General features: G+C 70.2%; 18 protein-coding genes and 1 pseudogene. 9 read left to right on the top strand and 10 right to left on the bottom strand.

Annotated elements, in window-relative coordinates; translation table 11 throughout:
• Positions 1-47: 47 nt before the first annotated feature.
• From H299_RS0109945 to H299_RS0109960, 4 genes are all read right to left on the bottom strand, one after another.
• Positions 48-296: an acyl carrier protein gene (locus tag H299_RS0109945; RefSeq protein WP_027748290.1), complete on the bottom strand. Its 249-nt coding sequence runs from the start codon at positions 294-296 to the stop codon at positions 48-50.
• A 103-nt stretch (positions 297-399) separates the two neighbouring features.
• Entirely contained in the window at positions 400-1404 is a 1005-nt protein-coding gene (locus H299_RS0109950; RefSeq protein WP_027748291.1) for a ketoacyl-ACP synthase III, read from the bottom strand.
• On the bottom strand, positions 1401-2351 hold the full coding sequence (locus H299_RS0109955; protein ID WP_027748292.1) for an ACP S-malonyltransferase: 951 nt from the start codon (positions 2349-2351) through the stop codon (positions 1401-1403). The genes H299_RS0109950 and H299_RS0109955 overlap by 4 nt, the downstream gene beginning before the upstream one ends.
• A 99-nt stretch (positions 2352-2450) precedes the next feature.
• Positions 2451-3656, bottom strand: coding sequence for a helix-turn-helix domain-containing protein (locus H299_RS0109960; protein WP_027748293.1), 1206 nt, complete (start codon positions 3654-3656; stop codon positions 2451-2453).
• A gap of 76 nt (positions 3657-3732) precedes the next feature.
• Here H299_RS0109960 and H299_RS0109965 point away from each other — a divergent pair, with 76 nt between their 5' ends.
• On the top strand, positions 3733-4455 hold the full coding sequence (locus H299_RS0109965; protein ID WP_027748294.1) for a pirin family protein: 723 nt from the start codon (positions 3733-3735) through the stop codon (positions 4453-4455).
• A gap of 80 nt (positions 4456-4535) precedes the next feature.
• On the opposite strand, the gene H299_RS0109970 is transcribed toward H299_RS0109965, so the two are convergent.
• Together H299_RS0109970 and H299_RS33210 are read right to left on the bottom strand one after the other, a co-directional pair.
• Positions 4536-5561, bottom strand: a complete 1026-nt coding sequence (locus H299_RS0109970; RefSeq protein WP_027748295.1) for an aldo/keto reductase — start codon at positions 5559-5561, stop codon at positions 4536-4538.
• Between the two features lie 96 nt (positions 5562-5657).
• On the bottom strand, positions 5658-6155 hold the full coding sequence (locus H299_RS33210) for a MerR family transcriptional regulator (RefSeq protein WP_051262294.1): 498 nt from the start codon (positions 6153-6155) through the stop codon (positions 5658-5660).
• An 81-nt stretch (positions 6156-6236) separates the two neighbouring features.
• Here H299_RS33210 and H299_RS0109980 point away from each other — a divergent pair, with 81 nt between their 5' ends.
• Positions 6237-7067 carry a serine hydrolase domain-containing protein gene (locus tag H299_RS0109980; RefSeq protein WP_037758452.1) on the top strand — a complete coding sequence of 277 codons (831 nt, stop codon included), beginning with the start codon at positions 6237-6239 and terminating at the stop codon, positions 7065-7067.
• A gap of 17 nt (positions 7068-7084) precedes the next feature.
• On the opposite strand, the gene H299_RS0109985 is transcribed toward H299_RS0109980, so the two are convergent.
• The 3 genes and pseudogenes from H299_RS0109985 to H299_RS0109995 all read right to left on the bottom strand — a co-directional run bounded on the left by H299_RS0109985 (position 7085) and on the right by H299_RS0109995 (position 9562).
• A complete protein-coding gene (locus H299_RS0109985; RefSeq protein ID WP_027748297.1) occupies positions 7085-7996 on the bottom strand; it encodes a DUF4429 domain-containing protein in 912 nt (303 codons plus the stop codon).
• Positions 7997-8052: 56 nt separating this feature from the next.
• Positions 8053-8774 (bottom strand): annotated as a pseudogene (locus tag H299_RS38225) (alpha/beta hydrolase); the annotation flags it as partial.
• Between the two features lie 146 nt (positions 8775-8920).
• Positions 8921-9562 (bottom strand): TetR family transcriptional regulator, encoded by a 642-nt coding sequence (locus tag H299_RS0109995; protein ID WP_027748299.1) that lies wholly within the window; start codon positions 9560-9562, stop codon positions 8921-8923.
• Positions 9563-9666: 104 nt separating this feature from the next.
• On the opposite strand from H299_RS0109995, the gene H299_RS0110000 reads away from it, so the two are divergent.
• Positions 9667-11280: an MFS transporter gene (locus H299_RS0110000; protein WP_027748300.1), complete on the top strand. Its 1614-nt coding sequence runs from the start codon at positions 9667-9669 to the stop codon at positions 11278-11280.
• Between the two features lie 269 nt (positions 11281-11549).
• Positions 11550-11933 (top strand): peptidase inhibitor family I36 protein, encoded by a 384-nt coding sequence (locus H299_RS0110005; protein ID WP_027748301.1) that lies wholly within the window; start codon positions 11550-11552, stop codon positions 11931-11933.
• Positions 11934-12131: 198 nt separating this feature from the next.
• Here H299_RS0110005 and aceE read toward each other — a convergent pair whose 3' ends face one another.
• The gene (gene aceE / locus H299_RS0110010) at positions 12132-14864 is read right to left on the bottom strand and encodes a pyruvate dehydrogenase (acetyl-transferring), homodimeric type (RefSeq protein ID WP_027748302.1); all 2733 of its coding nucleotides are present in this window, start codon (positions 14862-14864) and stop codon (positions 12132-12134) included.
• Between the two features lie 361 nt (positions 14865-15225).
• Between aceE and H299_RS0110015 the strand changes: the two genes are divergently transcribed.
• The 5 genes from H299_RS0110015 to H299_RS33220 all read left to right on the top strand — a co-directional run.
• Positions 15226-15666 carry a DUF3052 domain-containing protein gene (locus H299_RS0110015; protein WP_027748303.1) on the top strand — a complete coding sequence of 147 codons (441 nt, stop codon included), beginning with the start codon at positions 15226-15228 and terminating at the stop codon, positions 15664-15666.
• 152 nt (positions 15667-15818) lie between these two features.
• A complete protein-coding gene (locus H299_RS0110020) occupies positions 15819-16280 on the top strand; it encodes a peroxiredoxin (RefSeq protein WP_037758455.1) in 462 nt (153 codons plus the stop codon).
• A gap of 110 nt (positions 16281-16390) precedes the next feature.
• On the top strand, positions 16391-16966 hold the full coding sequence (locus H299_RS0110025; protein WP_027748305.1) for a TerD family protein: 576 nt from the start codon (positions 16391-16393) through the stop codon (positions 16964-16966).
• Between the two features lie 129 nt (positions 16967-17095).
• Positions 17096-17671, top strand: a complete 576-nt coding sequence (locus tag H299_RS0110030) for a TerD family protein (RefSeq protein ID WP_027748306.1) — start codon at positions 17096-17098, stop codon at positions 17669-17671.
• 43 nt (positions 17672-17714) lie between these two features.
• Positions 17715-18651 (top strand): DUF475 domain-containing protein (locus H299_RS33220; RefSeq protein ID WP_037758570.1); only part of this gene is annotated, 937 nt, incomplete at its 3' end.

Raw genomic sequence — 18651 nt, forward strand, 5'->3', positions numbered from 1 at the left:
GGGTGCGGTGACGAGCCGACGCCACCGCGGAGCGGCGACAGTCCGGCTCAGTCCTGGTGGTCGAGGATGTACAGGGTGGCGTCGCCGACGGTCTTCAGGTTCTTGACGTCGTCGTCCGGGATCTTCACGCTGAAGCGCTCCTCGGCGGCGACCACGACCTCGACCATGGACAGCGAGTCCACGTCCAGGTCATCGGTGAAGGACTTGTCCTCCTTCACGTCCTCGGCGGGAATCCCGGCGATCTCGTTCACGATCTCTGCGAGACCGGCGATGATCTCTTCCTTGGTGGCGGCCATGTGAGGCGCTCCTTCTGAGTTTTCTCGGGTTGCTGTGAATCGTTCGGAAACATGCTCAGCCGTACTGCGTGCGGTACGGCCCACAGCGCGGCTGAACCCTGCCCTAGGGGAGGGTAACGACCGTCGCGGCGTAGACCAGACCGGCCCCGAAGCCGATGACGAGAGCGGTGTCGCCGCTCTTCGCCTCCCCGGTCGCCAACAGCCGCTCCATGGCGAGCGGGATGGAGGCGGCCGAGGTGTTGCCGGTGGTTTCCACGTCGCGGGCGACCTTGACGTGGTCCGGCAGTTTGAGGGTCTTCACCATCGAGTCGATGATCCGCATATTGGCCTGGTGCGGGATGAAGACGTCCAGGTCCTCGGCCGCCACGCCGGCGGCGTCCAGCGCCTCCTGCGCGATCTTGGCCATCTGGAAGACCGCCCAGCGGAAGACCGTCTGGCCCTCCTGGCGGAGCGCGGGGAACTTCTCGGGCCGGCCCTCGCGGTACTCCTCCCAGGAGACCGTCTGCGAGATGGCTTCGCTCTTGTCCCCCTCCGAACCCCAGACCGCGGGCCCGATGCCCGGCTCCTTCGCGGGCCCGACGACCACGGCGCCCGCGCCGTCCCCGAAGAGGAACGCGGTGGAGCGGTCGGTCAGGTCGGTCAGGTCCGAGAGCCGCTCGACACCGACGACGAGCACGTACTCGGCGCTGCCCTCGGCGATCAGGCCCTTGGCGATGGTCAGTCCGTAGCCGAAGCCCGCGCAGGCGGCGGAGATGTCGAAGGCCGCCGCCTTGGTGGCACCGAGGCGGTACGCGACCTCGGTGGCGACGGCCGGGGTCTGCTTGAAGTGCGAGACGGTCGAGATGATCACGGCGCCCACCTGGTCCGCGGTGATGCCCGCGTCGGCGATCGCCTTGCCGGACGCGGCCAGCGTCATCTCGGCGACGGTCTCGTCCGGTCCCGCCCAGTGCCGGGTGACGATGCCGGAGCGGGAGCGAATCCACTCGTCCGACGAGTCGATGTGCTTGAGGATCTCCTCGTTCGGCACCACCCGGGTCGGCCGGTAGCCGCCGACACCGCGGATGCGCGCGTACGGCCATCCCTTGGCGGGCTTGATCTTGGCGGTCATGCTCTCGGCTCCTGTCCGGCCGCGGCGGCGTGCTCGGCGACGAGTGCGCGGGCCGCTTCGAGATCATCGGTGGACTTCAGCGCCAGCGTCCGTACGCCCGGCAGCGCGCGCTTGGCGAGCCCGGTGAGGGTGCCGCCGGGGCAGACCTCGATCAGCGTGGTGACGCCGAGGGCCTGGAAGGTCTCCATGCACAGGTCCCAGCGGACCGGGTTGGCCACCTGGCCCACCAGCCGCCGGACGACCTCCGCGCCGGAGGCGACGACCTCGCCGTCCCGGTTGGAGACGTAGCGGATCGCCGGGTCGCTGACGGCGACGTCCTTGACGGCGGCCTCGAGGGTGTCGACGGCCGGGGCCATGTGCCGGGTGTGGAAGGCGCCGGCGACCTTGAGCGGTATGACGCGGGCGCCCTCGGGTTTGTCCGCGGCCAGCGCGGCCAGCTGTTCGGCGGTGCCCGCGGCGACGATCTGCCCGGCGCCGTTGATGTTGGCCGGAGTCAGCCCGAGCCGCTCCAGGTGGGCGGTCACCGCCTCCTGCTCGCCGCCGAGGACCGCGGACATGCCCGTCTCGGTGACGCCCGCGGCCTCCGCCATCGCGGCGCCGCGGGTGCGGACGAGGGACATCGCGGTCTCGGCCGGGAAGACGCCGGCGGTGACGGCGGCGGCCAGCTCGCCGACGCTGTGGCCCGCGGTGGCGCCGAGCACGTGCGGCGCCTCGTGGCCGTCCAGCAGCGCGGCGGTGGAGACCAGTGCGGCGGCGACCAGCAGCGGCTGGGCGACAGCGGTGTCGCGGATCTCCTCGGCGCCGGCCTCCGTTCCGTAGTGGACCAGGTCCAGGTCGATGGCGGCCGACCAGTCCCGCAGGCGTTCGGTGACGCCGGGGAGGTCGAGCCAGGGAGTCAGGAAACCAGGCTTCTGGGCGCCTTGGCCGGGAGCGACGAGTACGAGCACTCTCACACTCTCTCTCGTGGGTATCGGTCCCCGCCCGTGGGGACCGATACGAAGAACGGTCTGGGGATTTGTGGGCTACCTACAAAGGTGCCCTACAAGCTACGGCTGGTGCTCCCCATCGGTGAGGCGTCCCAGGATGAGGGCGATACGTAGCGTAAAGGCGGAGCGTACGTCGGAGGGCGACCAGCCGGTGACATCAGTCACACGTCGGAGCCGGTAGCGCACGGTGTTGGGATGGACGAACAGCATCCGGGCCGCGCCCTCCAGGCTCGTCGCCTGCTCGAGGTAGACACTCAGGGTTTCCAGCAGTGCGGACCCGGCCTCCTCCAACGGTCTGTAGATCTCCTCCACCAGAAGGTCCCGAGCCGCCGGGTCTCCGGCCATCGCCCGCTCCGGCAGCAAGTCGTCCGCGAGGACGGGCCTCGGCGCGTCCGGCCAGGCGGCCCCGGCCCGCAGCCCGGCGGCGGCGGCCTGTGCGGACCGGGTCGCCGAGAGCAGGTCGCCAACGACCGGACCGGCCACCACGGGCCCGGGCGCGTACGGTCCGATCAGCGACTTCGCGGCGCGCAGCGGATCGTTGGAACCACCGGCGATGACCACCAGGCGGGTGCCCAGCACCCCGGTCAGCACCTGGAGCTTGGCGTGCCGGGCGGCGCGCCGGATGGCCTCGACGGTCAGCTCGCTGTCGCCGTCCGGTGCGGTGCCCAGCACGACCGCGACGTGCTCCGGCGCGTTCCAGCCCAGGGCGGCGGCGCGCGAGACGGTGCCTTCGTCGGCCTCGCCGGAGAGCACCGCGTTGACGACCAGGGATTCGAGCCGGGCGTCCCAGGCGCCGCGTGCCTCGGCGGCCTGGGCGTAGACCTGCGCCGTGGCGAAGGCGATCTCACGCGCGTAGACCAGCAGGGCCTCGCGCAGCACCGACTCGTCGCCGGGTGCGGCGACCTCGTCGATGGCCGCCTCGACGACCTCGATGGTGGTGCGCACCATCTCCACGGTCTGGCGCAGGGTGATCGCGCGGGTCAGCTCCCGGGGCGCGGTGCCGAACACGTCGGTGCTGATGGCCTGCGAGGTCTCCGGGTGCCGGAACCACTCCGTGAACGCGGCGATGCCCGCCTGTGCGACCAGCCCGATCCACGAGCGGTTCTCCGGCGGCATCGCGCGGTACCACGGAAGCTGCTCGTCCATGTGGGCGATCGCCGCCGCGGCGAGCTTGCCGGACGACTGCTCCAGCCGCCGCAGCGTGTTCAGGTGCGGGTGATCCGCGCGGCTCGGCGGTGTGGGGGTGGGCTCTTTGGGTTCGGGCACGTGAACAGACTGCCTCATGCTGCGGGTGGTACGGGTGCGGGGGCGGAATACCGTCCGGGGTCGCTACGGTGGCCACATGCTTCAGGTGTGGCGGGCGGACGACCGGTATCGGGGCGGCGACACGGCTGCGGGGATCGACACCCGCCACGCCTTCTCCTTCTCCGGTTTCTACGACCCCGAGAACGTGCGGTTCGGGCTGCTGGTCGCCTGCAACGACGAGCGGCTCGCGCCCGGCGCCGGGTTCGCGCCGCATCCGCACCGTGACGTGGAGATCGTCACCTGGGTGGTCGCGGGCGAGCTGGAGCACGAGGACTCCGCGGGGCACATCTCGCGGGTGCGGCCCGGCGACCTCCAGCGGCTCAGCGCGGGCGAGGGGGTGCGGCACGCGGAGCGCAACGCGGGTGCGGGCGAGCTGAGATTCATCCAGATGTGGCTGGTCCCCGGGCCCGGCGGCACCGGCGGCGGCACCGGCACCGGCCAGCCGGAGTACGAGGTGGTGCGGGGCATCGCCGACAGCACCCCGTACGGCATGCCCCGCACGGACGCCGTGCTGCACGTGCGGCGGCTGGCCGAGGGGGCGCGTACGGCGCTCCCGGCGGCGGCCTGGGTGTACGCGCACGTCGTCCGCGGTGCGGTGGAACTCGGCGGGCAGCGGCTCGGGCCCGGCGACGCGGCGCGGATCACCGACGCCCGCGGCCTGGACGCACGGGCGCTTCCCGCACCGGCGGGGCAGGGGCGGGACGGGGGAGGCGCGGAACTGCTCCTGTGGGAGATGCACGCGGAGCCCGTGTACGGCTGAGGGGCCGTCCGTGCCGTCCTGTCCCCGCCGCGCCCCGTCCTGTCCCGCTCCGGTCCGCGCCGCTCCCGGCCACGCCGTGGCTACTCCCGCCCGGCCGAGGAGAAGCTCATGTCCGCGTAGCGCGCGCCCGCCACCTGTGCCGCGATCGGCTCCAGCAGCGCCCGCTCTGCCTCCGAGAGCGTGATCCGGGTGGCCGCGGCGTTCTCCTCCACGCGGGTGCGCTTGCGGGTACCCGGGATGGGGATCACCGCCAGGTCGTGCACCGCCGCCTGCTGCTGCACCCAGGCGAGCGCGATCTGCGCGGGTGTCGCCCCGTGCGTGTCGGCGATCTCCCGCAGGGGCGCGAGCAGCTCCGCGTTGCGCCGGGCGTTGTCGCCGGTGAAACGGGGGTGCTGGCGCCGGAGGTCGTCACCGCTGAGGTCCTTCTCCGCGTCGGCGAAGGAGCCGGTGAGGAAGCCGCGCCCGAGCGGGGAGTAGGCGACGAGCGCCACCCCCAGCTCCCGGGCCGCGCCGATCACGTTCTGCTCGATGTCCCGGCTGAAGACCGACCACTCGGACTGGAGCGCCGCGATCGGATGCACGGCCTGCGCCGCCCGCAGCTCGCTCCCGCTCACCTCGCTCAGCCCGAGGTGCTTGACCTTGCCCTCGTGCACCAGCTCGGCCATCGCGCCGACGGTCTCCTCGATCGGCACCTCCGGGTCCTTGCGGTGCAAGTAGTAGAGGTCGATCTCGTCGACGCCGAGGCGGCGCAGGCTGGCCTCGACGCAGGCGCGCAGGTACGGGCGGTCGTTGCGGATGATCCGCTTGGTGGGCTCGTCGGCCGGGATGGCCAGCGCGAACTTGGTGGCGATGAGGAGCTCGTCGCGGTGTTCGCGCACGAACGGGGCGAGGAACCGCTCGTTCTCCCCGGCGCCGTACGCGTCCGCCGTGTCGAACAGCGTGACGCCCAGGTCGAGCGCCCGCTCCAGGGTGGCCCGCGCCTCGTCGGCGTCGGTGGGGCCGTAGGCGAAGCTCATGCCCATGCAGCCCAGGCCCTGGACCCCGGCCCGGGGGCCGCCGGTGCCGAGCCGCGATGCGGTGATCTTCTCCGTCTTCTCCGTGCTCACGTGCGTGCCTCTTCTCCGTGCTGTGCGGGTCGTGCGCGTGGCTGTTCGCGCCGGTGGTACGGGGGTGCTGCTGTGCGGGCGGCGTGCGCCCCGCGCTCACGCGGGCTCCGCCGCCGCCCCTTCGCCGCGGTCGGCCATCTGCGCCTCGCACGCCCGCCTGGCCTCCGCGTAGACATCGAGCTTGTGGTTCAGGACCTCCAGGGAGTCCTGGAGTTCCGCGATGCGCCGCTCCACGTCGCGCCGGGTGCCCTCCAGCAGCTCCTCCCGCTCCGCGAGCGTCGCCGCACCCTCGCGCACCAGCGCGGCGTAGCGCACCATCGCCGCGACCGGCATCCCGGTCAGGCGCAGCTTGCCCACCAGCCTCAGCCAGTTCAGGTCCCGGTCGGTGAAGCGCCGCTGCCCGGTGTGCGAGCGGCTCGCGTACGGCATCAGGCCGATCCGCTCGTACCAGCGCAGGGTGTGCGGGCTGATGCCCGTGCGCGCCGCCACCTCGCTGATGGCGTAGAGGTTCTGCCCGTCCGGCCCCGTGCGGGTCGCCGCCCCGCGCCGGCCGGACGCGGCCTGGACCGCCGTGTCCGTCTCCGTCAACGTCATACCCCGCACGCTACGGACCTGGAGTGGACTCTAAGCAAGTACCGCTCCGGGCGGGATTCCGGCCGAGTTAGGCTGCCCGCCATGGACAACGTGCTGCGGATGATCGAGGACTGGCCGGTGCCGACGGCCGCGGCGGCTGTCGTACGGGCGGACGGCACGCTCGCGGGGAGCTTCGGCCCCACCCGCCATCGCTTCGAACTCGCCTCCGTCACCAAGCCGCTCGCCGCGTACGCCGCGCTCGTCGCCGTCGAGGAGGGCGCGGTCGAACTGGACGACCCGGCGGGTCCGCCCGGCTCCACCGTCCGGCACCTGCTCGCGCACACCTCCGGGCTCGGCTTCGACGAGGACCGCGTCATGGCCCCGCCCGGCACCCGGCGGCTCTACTCCAACGCCGGTTTCGAGGCGCTGGGCGACCATCTCGCGAAGGCCACCGACATCCCCTTCGCGGACTACCTGCACGAGGCGGTGCTCGCGCCGCTGGGCATGGCCGACACCGGGCTGCTCGGCGCCCCGGAGTACACCGGCTCACCCGCCAAGGACGGCGTGTCCACGGTCGAGGACCTGGTGCGCTTCGCCGCCGAGCTGCAAGCGCCCCGGCTGCTCGCGCCGGAGACCGTACGGCAGGCCACCGCCGTCGTCTTCCCCGGCCTCAAGGGCGTACTGCCCGGTTACGGGCACCAGTCGCCGAACGACTGGGGCCTGGGCTTCGAGATCCGGGACGGCAAGAGCCCGCACTGGACGGGAGCCTCCTCGGCGCCGGGCACGTACGGGCACTTCGGCCAGTCGGGCACCTTCCTGTGGGTTGATCCGGCGGCGTCCGCCGCCTGCGTGGTGCTCACCGACCGCGACTTCGGGCCCTGGGCCGTGGAGGCGTGGCCCCGGCTGACGGATGCGGTCCTGGCCGCGCTCTGAGCAGGTCCGGCGCGTGCTCACAGCTCGGCGAGCAGCTCGGCCTTCTTGCCGGTGAACTCGTCGTCCGTCAGCAGCCCCGCACCGTGCAGCTCCCCGAGGTGCCGGATGCGCTCCGCGATGTCGGCCGGGTCCGCGCGGCCCACCCGCGCCGTACGGACGCCGCGGTGCGGCACCGCCCCGGCGCCCTCCATGGCCGGGGCCGGGCCCGTCTCCCGCAGGGCGGCCAGCACCGAAGCCGCGAACGGCAGCGACTCGTGGACCAGTCCGTAGCCCAGCCCGAAGACCACCGCCGCCGGGTCGTGGTCGGCCTCCACCACCAGGGCGTCCGCGTCGGCGGCTGCGGAAACGTCACGGCGCTGGAGTCGCAGATGGCCCCGGAACACCTCGGGGGAGCGCCACTCGACGCCCTCCAGCTCGCTCACCGCGAACGACTGGTCGCCCGCCCGCCACTTCGCCGACGAGGCACCCGTCCAGAACCAGCGGAAGGTGACCGCCTTGCCGTCGAAAACGGCCTTCCCGTCGTACGCCTTGAACTGGAGCGGCGCGGCCGGGGCGGCCACGAGGTGCCGCTCGGCGGGCTTCGCGGCGTCCGGGCCGAGGACGGTGCGCAGCTCCGTCGCGTAGTAGTCGGCGAGGAGTTCCCGTTCGGCCGGGAGGACCAGCCGGTACGGGTCGCTGCCCTCCTTGAGCTGGCCGTCGGCCGCCTCCAGCAGCGGATCGGCGCCCGCCCGGGGCACGGCGCGCAGCACGACGGTGCCCCGCTTGCCCCCGGGAGCCAGCTCCACCGCGCTCAGCGCCTCGTACGGGATGCGCCGCTCCCCGAGCACGTGGAACAACTTCGGCGTGCGAATCCCCCGTTCGAAGCGGATGAGCACGGAATCCGAGTCGAACTCCCAGGTGGAGTGAATTCCAGCCAGTACGTCACCCATGTGGGTCATCGTATGCGGCGGTTGCCCACCCGTCCCCCTTCTCCGCGCTACGCGCGTTAATCCGTCCCCGCGGGGCGGTCCGCGACGCCGGTGGGGCAGTCGGTGTCGCCGTCGGCGACCGGTCCGCGGCCCGCGCCGATGGCCGCGAAACCGGTGAGGCTTGCGGTGCCGGGCACGAAGTAGCCGCCGTGTCCGGCGGCACCAGCCGCCGAGAGCCGCCGGGCGCCGAAGCCGGGGGAGACGGGATCGGCACCGTGGCCCCACTCGCCGAACTCCAGATGGGGGACCTCCGCGATCCAGTCGTCCCCGTCCCGCGCGGCCCACACGCGTGCCGCGGTGTGCAGGTCCCCGACGTTCTCGGCCCGCATGCCCGGACTTCCCGCCACCGCGATGTCGGTGACCCGCGACGGAAGCTGGTCCGCGGCGACACCGCAGGCCACGGACCCGTAGCTGCCAGCCGCCGCCCGCCCTCCTCCGCCATCGAGGCGGATGCGGCGGCCAGTCCGAGGCCGCGTGGGGCGGTGTAGTCGGCCCAGGCCCCGGTAGCCGTGCGGACGCCGGGATAGCGCTCGCGCTGCTGCGCCTGGAGCGCGCGGGCCATTCCGGCGGGGGCGGCGTACGGCTGCTCCGTGCGCTCGAAGGTCCCCACCCGCGTGTCGACACCGGGCACCACGACGGAGATCCGCTCCGCGCGGGAGAGGTCGCCGATCACCTCGGCGACGCGGCCCTCGCGGCCCGGGTCGAAGGCGAGGATCTGGCGGCCTCCGCCGAGCAGCGAGTTCCGTGAGGCCCTTCACACCCCGTGTCCTGTGAATTCCGGTCAAAAAGAGGCTCAGGCGGCGCCCGCGCGGCGCACCTCGCCGGACCAGGAGATCCCTCACTCTCCGTGTGCCATGCCTGCGGAGTCGCCAGTTCGAGGAGCCGTCACTTCGCGGAGCCGGAGCCCCAGTCGTCGCTCAGCACGGGGCCCATCAGGTCGAGGCAGTGGTCGATCACCTGGCGCGCCCCCTCCACCGTGATGTCCTCGCCGGTGCCCCACAGCCGCCCGGCCGTCCGCATGACGCCGGAGAAGGAGGCGACCAGCACCCGCGGGCGGAAGTCGGTGTCCGGGTCGAGGCCCTCGCGCCGCGCGATGACGGCGGCCAGTTGGTCCTCCATCTCCGTGGAGCGCCGCATGTGGACGGCCACCAGCGCGGGAGTGGTCTCGATGACCTGCCACATCCGCATGTGGAGGCTGATCGGCACGACGTTCTGGATGGCCTCGCCCATGCTCGCCCAGGTGGAGTCCAGCGCGTTGCGCAGGGCGCGGGCGGGCGATTCCAGCGGCGGGCGGGCGACGACGGCGTCGTAGAAGCGGGACTCGATCTCGTCCTGCACCGCGAAGGCGACGGCCTCCTTGCCGGCGAAGTAGCGGAAGAACGTCCGCTGGGAGACGTCGACGGCTTCGGTGATCTCGTCGACCGTCGTCTCCTCGTAGCCGTGGGTGACGAACAGCTCATGCGCCACTCGTACGAGCGCGTCCCGTGTGCGCTGCTTCTTGCGCTCGCGCAGGCCGGTCACTTTCAGCCACCTCCAGTTGTCGGCTCACGGCGTCGGCGGTGAGTGGATTGACACTTACCGACTCCTTGATTGGTTTGTCAATTGTCAGTGACTGACACTAGCCTCGTCCTATGAGCTCCCAGACATCTTCCGTTGCGAAGGACGCCTCGGAACCTCCGGAACCGACGACGGAGGTCGGCGCCCGTCAGGGGTGGCGCGGCCATCCCTGGCTGACTCTTCTCACTGTTGCCCTGGGCGTGACGATGGTCGCGCTCGACAGCACCATCGTCGCCATCGCCAATCCCGCGATCCAGAAGGACCTCGGCGCGAGCCTCGCCGACGTGCAGTGGATCACCAACGGCTATCTGCTCGCGCTCGCCGTCGCGCTGATCACGGCGGGCAAGGTCGGTGACCGCTTCGGCCACCGGCAGACCTTCCTGATAGGCGTTGTCGGGTTCGCCGCCTCCTCCGCGGCCATCGGCTTCGGCGGCAGCGTCTCCCTGGTGATCGCCTTCCGGGTGCTCCAGGGCCTGTTCGGCGCGCTGCTCATGCCCGCCGCACTGGGACTGCTGCGCGCCTCCTTCCCGGCCGAGAAGCTCAACACGGCCATCGGCATCTGGGGCGCGGTCATCGGCGCCTCGACCGCCGCCGGGCCGATCGTCGGCGGACTGCTCGTGGAGCACGTCAGCTGGGAGTCGGTCTTCTTCATCAACGTCCCGGTCGGCATCATCGCGCTGGTGATGGGCCTGGTGATCCTGCTGGACCACCGCGCCGAGAAGGCGCCGCAGTCGTTCGACATCCCGGGCATCCTGCTCCTGTCGGCCGCGATGTTCTGCCTCATCTGGGCCCTGATCAAGGCGCCCGAGTGGGGCTGGGGCGACAGCAAGACGATCATCTTCCTGCTGGTCTCCGTCGCCTGCTTCGGGATCTTCGCCTTCTGGGAGACCCGGGCGAAGGAGCCGCTGCTGCCCCTGGCGATGTTCCGTTCCGTGCCGCTCTCGGCGGGCACCGTGCTCATGGTGCTCATGGCCTTCGGCTTCATCGGCGGCATCTTCTTCGTGACCTTCTACCTTCAGAACGTGCACGGGATGACACCGGTGGAGAGCGGTCTGCACCTGCTGCCGCTGACCGCGATGATGATCGTGTCCTCGCCGGTGGCGGGCGCGCTGATCACCAAGGTCGGGCCGCGTCCCCCGCTGGTGGGCGCCATGGTGATCGCCGCCGTGGCGATGTTCGGGATGTCCACGCTGGACGCCGACAGCGGCACCCTGATCACGTCCGTGTGGTTCGCGATGCTCGGCCTCGGCCTCGCCCCGGTGATGGTCGGTGCGACGGAGGTCATCGTGGGCAACGCCCCGCTGGAGCACGCCGGCGTGGCCGGGGGCCTCCAGCAGGCGGGCATGCAGGTCGGCGGCAGTCTCGGTACGGCGGTGCTGGGTGCCGTGATGGCCGCCCGCGTCGACACGACCCTGCCGCAGGAGTGGGAGAAGGCCAAGCTCCCGCCGCTCAAGGAGGACATGGCGGAGAAGCTGAAGGGCGCCGCCGAGGTCGGTGTGGCCCCGCCGGCGCCCAAGGGGACCCCGGAGCGGGTTGCCGAGACGATGTCGAGCGTGGTGCACGGCTCCTTCATCTCCGGCATGGGGCTGGCCTTCACCGTCGCCGGGATCGTCTCGGTGCTGGCGGCGGGTGTGGCGCTGTTCACCAAGGGCGGCAAGACGGACGCGGGGCCCTCCGTGCACCTCTGAGGGTCGCCTGGAGAACGAGGGGTGCGGAGCGATCCGCACCCCTCGTCGCGTTGCGGTGCGCGTACGGGCCGGGAGCGGGCGGGCCTGTGGACAAAGTGCCACCTGTGGACAACTCGGCCACCTGACCTGGTGAACCGGGCGGATCTCCCTTGGCAGCAGACGATCACGGCGGGAGTCTTGGTCGTGACACCGGGTGATCGCACCTGGTCCCAAAGGGGGAGAGAACCATGCCTGAATCCGTATGCCGCCGACTGTCCGCTGCCGCACCCATGGCCCTCGTGCTCGCGGTGCTGGCCGCGCTCGCCGTGCTCGCCGCGCTGGTGTCGCCGTCTCCCGCCGCCGCCCAGCAGGGTCCCCGAGGCGGCCGGGGCGAGCTGGGGAAGTGCGCGGCGGGGCAGTTGTGCCTCTGGGAGCGGCCAAGCTTCGCGGGGAAGCGGCTGACCTTCGCACTCGCCGAGGTGGACATCGAGAGCTGTGTGGTGCTGCCCGGCGGCTTCGCGGCCGACTCCTACGGCAACCGCACGGGCCGGCCGGTGACGGTGTACCAGAGCGCGGAGTGTGCCGAGACCGGTGAGTTCCACACCCATCCCTCCGGCTCCTGGACACCCGAGTCCCGATACCAGGTGCGGGCGTTCAAGATCTGGGAGCGCTGACCCGTGGCGGAGGTGGATGCGGAGCGGACGTGGCGCGCCCGGAGCACACGGCAGACACAGCGCCTGTGGCGTGCCCAGCGTCCGTGGCACACGTGGCTCGCACGGTATACGGCGCGGGCGGTGCGCCCGGAGCGGACGGAAGGGCCGGAGGGGCCCGGCCGCGTCGGCCGGACCCCTCCGGCGCCCTGCTTCCGGCGGCTACGCGTCGCCGCCCGCCGCGCCCGGGTCGGCGGCGGAGGCGTCCAGCAGCTGGTAGCGGTCGATGGCCTGCTTCAGCGCCGAGCGGTCGACCTTCCCCTCCTTGGCGAGTTCTGTCAGCACACCCAGCACGACCGACTGCGCGTCGATGTGGAAGAAGCGCCGGGCTGCTCCCCGCGTGTCCGCGAAGCCGAAGCCGTCCGCGCCGAGCGACTGGTAGGCGCCGGGCACCCAGCGGGCGATCTGGTCGGGCACCGCGCGCATCCAGTCGGAGACGGCCACCTTCGGCCCCTCCGCGCCCTGGAGCTTCCGGGTGACGTAGGGGACGCGCTGCTCCTCCTCGGGGTGGAGGAGGTTGTGCTGCTCGACGTCCACCGCGTCGCGGCGCAGCTCGTTCCAGGAAGTGGCCGACCACACGTCCGCGCGGACGTCCCAGTCGTCGGCCAGGATCTGCTGGGCCTCCAGGGCCCACGGCAGCGCCACGCCGGAGGCGAGGATCTGCGCGGCGTGGGCACCGCGCTCTCCCGCCCGGTAGCGGTAGAGGCCCTTGAGGATGCCCTCGGTGTCCACGTCCGCCGGCTCGGCGGGCTGCTGGATCGGCTCGTTGTAGACGGTGAGGTAGTAGAAGACGTCCTCGCTGTCCTCGCCGTACATGCGGCGCAGCCCGTCCTGCATGATGTGCGCGATCTCGAAGCCGAACGCCGGGTCGTAGGCCACCACGGCCGGGTTGGTCGAGGCGAGCAGCTGCGAGTGGCCGTCCGCGTGCTGGAGCCCCTCACCCGTCAGCGTCGTGCGCCCGGCGGTGGCACCGAGCACGAAGCCGCGCGCCAGCTGGTCCGCCATCTGCCAGAACTGGTCACCGGTGCGCTGGAAGCCGAACATCGAGTAGAAGACGTAGATCGGGATCAGCGGCTCGTTGTGCGTGGCATAGGCGGAGCCGGCGGCGATCAGCGAGGCGGTGCAGCCGGCCTCGGAGATGCCGTCGTGCAGCATCTGCCCGTTCGGCGTCTCCTTGTAGGCGAGCAGCAGCTCGCGGTCCACCGACTCGTAGGTCTGCCCCAGCGGGTTGTAGATCTTCGCCGAGGGGAAGAAGGAGTCCATTCCGAAGGTGCGGTACTCGTCGGGGGCGATCAGCACGAAACGCCGGCCGATCTCCTTGTCCCGCATGAGGTCCTTCAGCAGCCGGACGAAGGCCATCGTGGTGGCGATCGACTGCTGCCCGGAGCCCTTCTTGACCGCCGCGTAGGTCTTCTCCTCAGGCAGCCGCAGCGGCTTCGCCCGTACCACCCGGGTGGGCACGTAGCCGCCGCACTCCTGGCGGCGGTCGTGCATGTACTGGATCTCCTCCGACTCCCGCCCCGGGTGGTAGTAGGGGGGCAGCCCGGACTCCAGTTCCTTGTCCTGGATGGGCAGGTGGAGCCGGTCGCGGAAGCGCTTGAGGTCCTCGACCGTCAGCTTCTTCATCTGGTGGGTGGCGTTGCGGCCCTCGAAGTTCGGGCCGAGGGTCCATCCCTTGACGGTCTGGGCCAGGATGACCGTCGGCTGGCCCTTGTGCTCCTTGGCGGCCTTGTAGGCCGCGTACACCTTGCGGTGGTCGTGGCCGCCGCGTCCCAGATGCAGGATCTGGTCGTCGGACATGCCTTCGACCATGGCCCGCAGACGCTGGTCGCCACCGAAGAAGTGCTCGCGGATGTAGGCGCCGGTCTCGGTCGCGTACGTCTGGAACTGCCCGTCCGGCGTGGTGTTGAGCTTGTTCACCAGGACGCCGTCCCGGTCCTGTGCCAGCAGCGGGTCCCAGGAGCGGTCCCAGACGAGCTTGATGACGTTCCACCCGGCGCCGCGGAAGGCCGACTCCAGCTCCTGGATGATCTTCCCGTTGCCGCGCACCGGGCCGTCGAGGCGCTGGAGGTTGCAGTTGACCACGAAGGTCAGGTTGTCCAGGCCCTCGCGGGCGGCGATGGAGAGCTGGCCCAGCGACTCGGGCTCGTCCATCTCGCCGTCGCCCAGGAACGCCCATACGTGCGAGGCGGAGGTGTCGGCGATCTCGCGCGCCTGCATGTAGCGGTTCATCCGGGCCTGGTAGATCGCCCCGATGGGGCCGAGCCCCATGGAGACGGTGGGGAACTCCCAGAAGTCCGGCATCGACCGAGGGTGCGGATAGCTGGAGAGGCCCTGCGGCGCCTTGGACTTCTCCTGCCGGAAGCCGTCCAGCTGGGCTTCGGCGAGACGGTCCAGCAGGAAGGCGCGGGCGTAGATGCCCGGAGAGGCGTGACCCTGGAAGAAGATCTGGTCACCCCCCTTGCCGTCGTCCTTGCCCCGGAAGAAGTGGTTGAAGCCCACGTCGTAGAGAGAGGCCGAGGAGGCGAAGGTGGCGATGTGGCCGCCGACACCGATACCGGGGCGCTGCGCACGCGAGACCATCACGGCGGCGTTCCACCGGGTCGCGTTCAGGATCTTGCGTTCGATCTCCTCGTTGCCGGGGAAGAACGGCTCGTCCTTGGTCGCGATGGTGTTGACGTAGTCCGTGCTGCGCATCTCCGGCACCGCCACGCGCTTCTCGCGGGCGCGCTCGATGAGCCGCAGCATCAGATATCGGGCGCGTTCCCGGCCGCGCTCGTCGACAGCGGCGTCGAGTGAGTCGAGCCACTCCTGAGTTTCTTCTGGATCGAAGTCCGGGACCTGGCTGGGAAGACCGCCAATGATGATCGGGTTGCGATCGGATCCGGAAGCCACGCTGTTCCTTCGCTGTCGGTCGGTAGTGCCTGCCACTGCTCCGTAGGGCCGCGCGGGGCGCTCGGCGCCGTCTGTGTCGCGCCGCCTCCATCGTGTACTGCTGTCGCGGAAACGTCATCTCTACCGTTGGGTAACCAACAACTTCTCCTAGGGCCAACCGGGCTATACCGGTCATATGTCCGACGGGATGATGTGGTGCGAAGGCCTGGGGATCGTGCATTGTGGGATGACACGTCAACGTTTGGGCGGGCTGGACGGCCGGGTACTTGCGCGATCCGTCCCGCCCGTGTGGACTACGGCTCATGCCTCGCGTACGCGAGGCGGGTAAACCCTGATAGCAGAAGATGACAGGAGGCAATCCGTGAGCGCGACCGCGGACCACGCGGAGGAGCGGACCAATCCCGCCGCAAGGCTGGGGTTCCAGCCCGGGCAGGTGGTCCAGGAGCTCGGTTACGACGACGATGCCGAGCAGGCCCTCCGTGAGGGAATCGAGGCCGTCACGGGCACGGAGCTCGTCGACGAAGATCACGACGATGTGGCCGATGCCGTGGTGCTGTGGTTCCGCGAGGAGGACGGCGACCTGACGGATGCGCTGGTGGACGCCACGACGATGATCGACGAAGGCGCCCCTGTCTGGCTGCTGACGCCGAAGACGGGCCGTGCGGGCTACGTCGAGGCCAGCGAGATCGGTGAGGCCGCGCAGACCGCGGGCCTCGCCCAGACCAGCAATGTCAACGCGGGCAAGGACTGGACCGGCTCCCGGCTGGTCACGCCCAAGGCCGCGAAGTCCGGTAAGCGGTAGCACGCCGACCGGCCCGTTCCGGCCTGTCGGCCGGGCCCCGTCCGGCACCGAAGCCTCGCGAGTCCCCGGCAGTCACCGGCTGCCGGGGACACCCGTATCCGAGGTGCGTAGGCTGGGGCGCGTCACTCACCGCAACCGAGGGGATCGGACTCATGGAGGCTCTCGAGGTCGGCGCCAAGGCTCCGGACTTCGCCCTGAAGAACGAGCACGGCGAGACAGTCTCGCTCTCCGCCTACGCGGGCCGGAAGAACGTCGTGCTGCTCTTCTACCCCTTCGCCTTCACCGGCGTCTGCACCGGTGAGCTGTGCGCGCTCCGTGACGAGCTGCCGCGCTTCGTCAACGACGAGGTCCAGCTGCTCGCCGTGTCCAACGACTCGCCCTTCTCGCTGCGCGTCTTCGCGGAGCAGGAGAAGTTCGGGTACCCGCTGCTCTCCGACTTCTGGCCGCACGGCTCGGTGTCGCGCGCTTATGGCGTGTTCGACGAGGACAAGGGCTGCGCGGTGCGGGGTACGTTCGTCATCGACAAGGAGGGCGTGGTGCGCTGGAGGGTCGTCAACGGCCTGCCGGACGCCCGCGACCTCAACGAGTATGTCAAGGCCCTCGAATCTGTGTGAGCGTTCTCTTGGGAGCGCGGGGAACCGCTCACTAGGATCGAGTCGTTGATCCATCGAATCCGTAAAACGGGGCACGAAGTGCTCCTTACGAACAATTCTCAGGAGGACTCGTGGGAGTCAGCCTCAGCAAGGGCGGCAACGTCTCGCTGACGAAGGAAGCACCCAACCTGACCGCCGTGATCGTCGGCCTGGGCTGGGATGCACGAAGCACCACCGGGAGTGACTTCGACCTCGATGCCAGCGCGCTGCTGGCGAACGCCGAGGGCAAGGTCACCAACGACCAGAACTTCATCTTCTTCAACAACCTGAAGAGCCCGGACGGCTCCGTCGAGCACACCGGTGACAACCTCACCGGTGAGGGCGAGGGCGACGACGAGGTCATCAAGGTGAACCTCGCCGGCGTGCCCGCGGATGTCGACAAGATCGTCTTCCCGGTGTCGATCTACGAGGCCGAGTCGCGCCAGCAGAGCTTCGGCCAGGTCCGTAACGCCTACATCCGCGTGCTGAACCAGGCGGACAACGTCGAGCTGGCTCGGTACGACCTGAGTGAGGACGCCTCGACGGAGACCGCCATGGTCTTCGGCGAGCTGTACCGCCACGGCGCCGAGTGGAAGTTCCGTGCCATCGGCCAGGGCTACGCCTCCGGGCTGCGCGGCATCGCGCAGGACTTCGGTGTCAACGTCTGACCGGTCTGTCCGCTGGACGATCTGATCTCGGCAAAGGTACGGCGCCGCACACTTCCCGGTCGGGGAAGTGTGCGGCGCCGACCTCTTCGGCACACTGGGCGCATCACATCGGGGAGAGGAAGTAAGAACATGGGCGTGACGCTCGCCAAGGGGGGAAACGTCTCCCTCTCGAAGGCCGCACCGAACTTGACGCAGGTCCAGATCGGCCTGGGGTGGAAGGCACGTTCCACCACGGGTGCGGCCTTCGACCTGGACGCCAGCGCGCTGCTCTGCGCGAACGGCCGGGTCCTGGGGGACGAGTACTTCATCTTCTACAACAACCTCAAGAGTCCGGACGGCTCCGTCGAGCACACCGGTGACGACACGACCGGCGGCTCCGGTGGTGACGACGAGACGGTCCTGGTGGACCTGTCCCAGGTGCCCGGCCAGATCGACAAGATCGTTTTTGCGGTGTCGATCTACGAGGCGGAGGCCCGCCATCAAACCTTCGGCCAGGTGACCGACGCCTATATCCGAGTGATCAACCAGGATGACGGTGTGGAGCTGGCGCGGTACGACCTGACGGAGGACGCCTCCTCGGAGACAGCGATGATCTTCGGCGAGCTGTACCGCCACAGCGGTGAGTGGAAGTTCCGTGCAGTCGGGCAGGGGTACGCGTCAGGTCTCCGGGGCATCGCCCTAGACTTCGGGGTCAACGTTTCGTAAAGCGCGTCTCGACAGAGATGTAGAGATAGAGATTGGGTAACCAGTGGTCCTGAAAACCTTCGGCTGGTCCTTCGGCGTCACAGCCGCTGGGTTGGCCCTGGCCGCGTACTTCTGGGGGTGGGAAGGCTTCGCCATCGTGGCGATCCTCTCGATCCTGGAGATCTCGTTGTCCTTCGACAACGCGGTGGTGAACGCCGGCGTTCTGAAGAAGATGAACGCCTTCTGGCAGAAGATCTTCCTCACCATCGGCATCCTGATCGCGGTCTTCGGAATGCGACTGGTCTTCCCGATCGTGATCGTCGCGGTCAGCGCCCAGATCGGTCCGATCGACGCCGTCCAGGTGGCGATGGACGACCCCGACCGCTACGAGCAGTTGGTCACTGACGCCCACCCGTCCATCGCGGCGTTCGGCGGCATGTTCCTGCTGATGATCTTCCTCGACTTCATCTTCGACGAGCGCGAGATCAAGTGGATCGGCTGGCTGGAGCGCCCGCTGAGCAAGCTGGGCAAGGTGGACGCGCTGTCCGTCTGCATCGCGTTGATCATTCTTGCGGTTACCGCGATGACCCTGGCCACCAGCGCACACCAGCATGGCGGTGAGCATGCCGACAAGGCGGCCACCGTGATGCTCTCCGGCATCTTCGGGCTGATCACCTATCTCCTCGTCGCCGGACTCTCCGGCCACTTCGAGAACAAGCTGGAGGAGGAAGAGGAGCGCGAGCACGAGGCGGAGGAGGCGGCCAAGCGGGCGGGCAAGGACCCGAGCCTGGTCGGCGTCGCGGGCAAGGCGGCGTTCTTCCTCTTCCTCTACCTCGAAGTGCTGGACGCCTCGTTCTCGTTCGACGGCGTCATCGGAGCCTTCGCCATCACCAACCACATCTTCTGGATGGCGCTCGGTCTCGGCATCGGTGCGATGTACGTCCGTTCGCTCACCGTCTACCTGGTCCGCCAGGGCACTCTCGACGAGTACGTCCACTTGG

This window comes from Streptomyces sp. CNH287 (genome assembly GCF_000424825.1).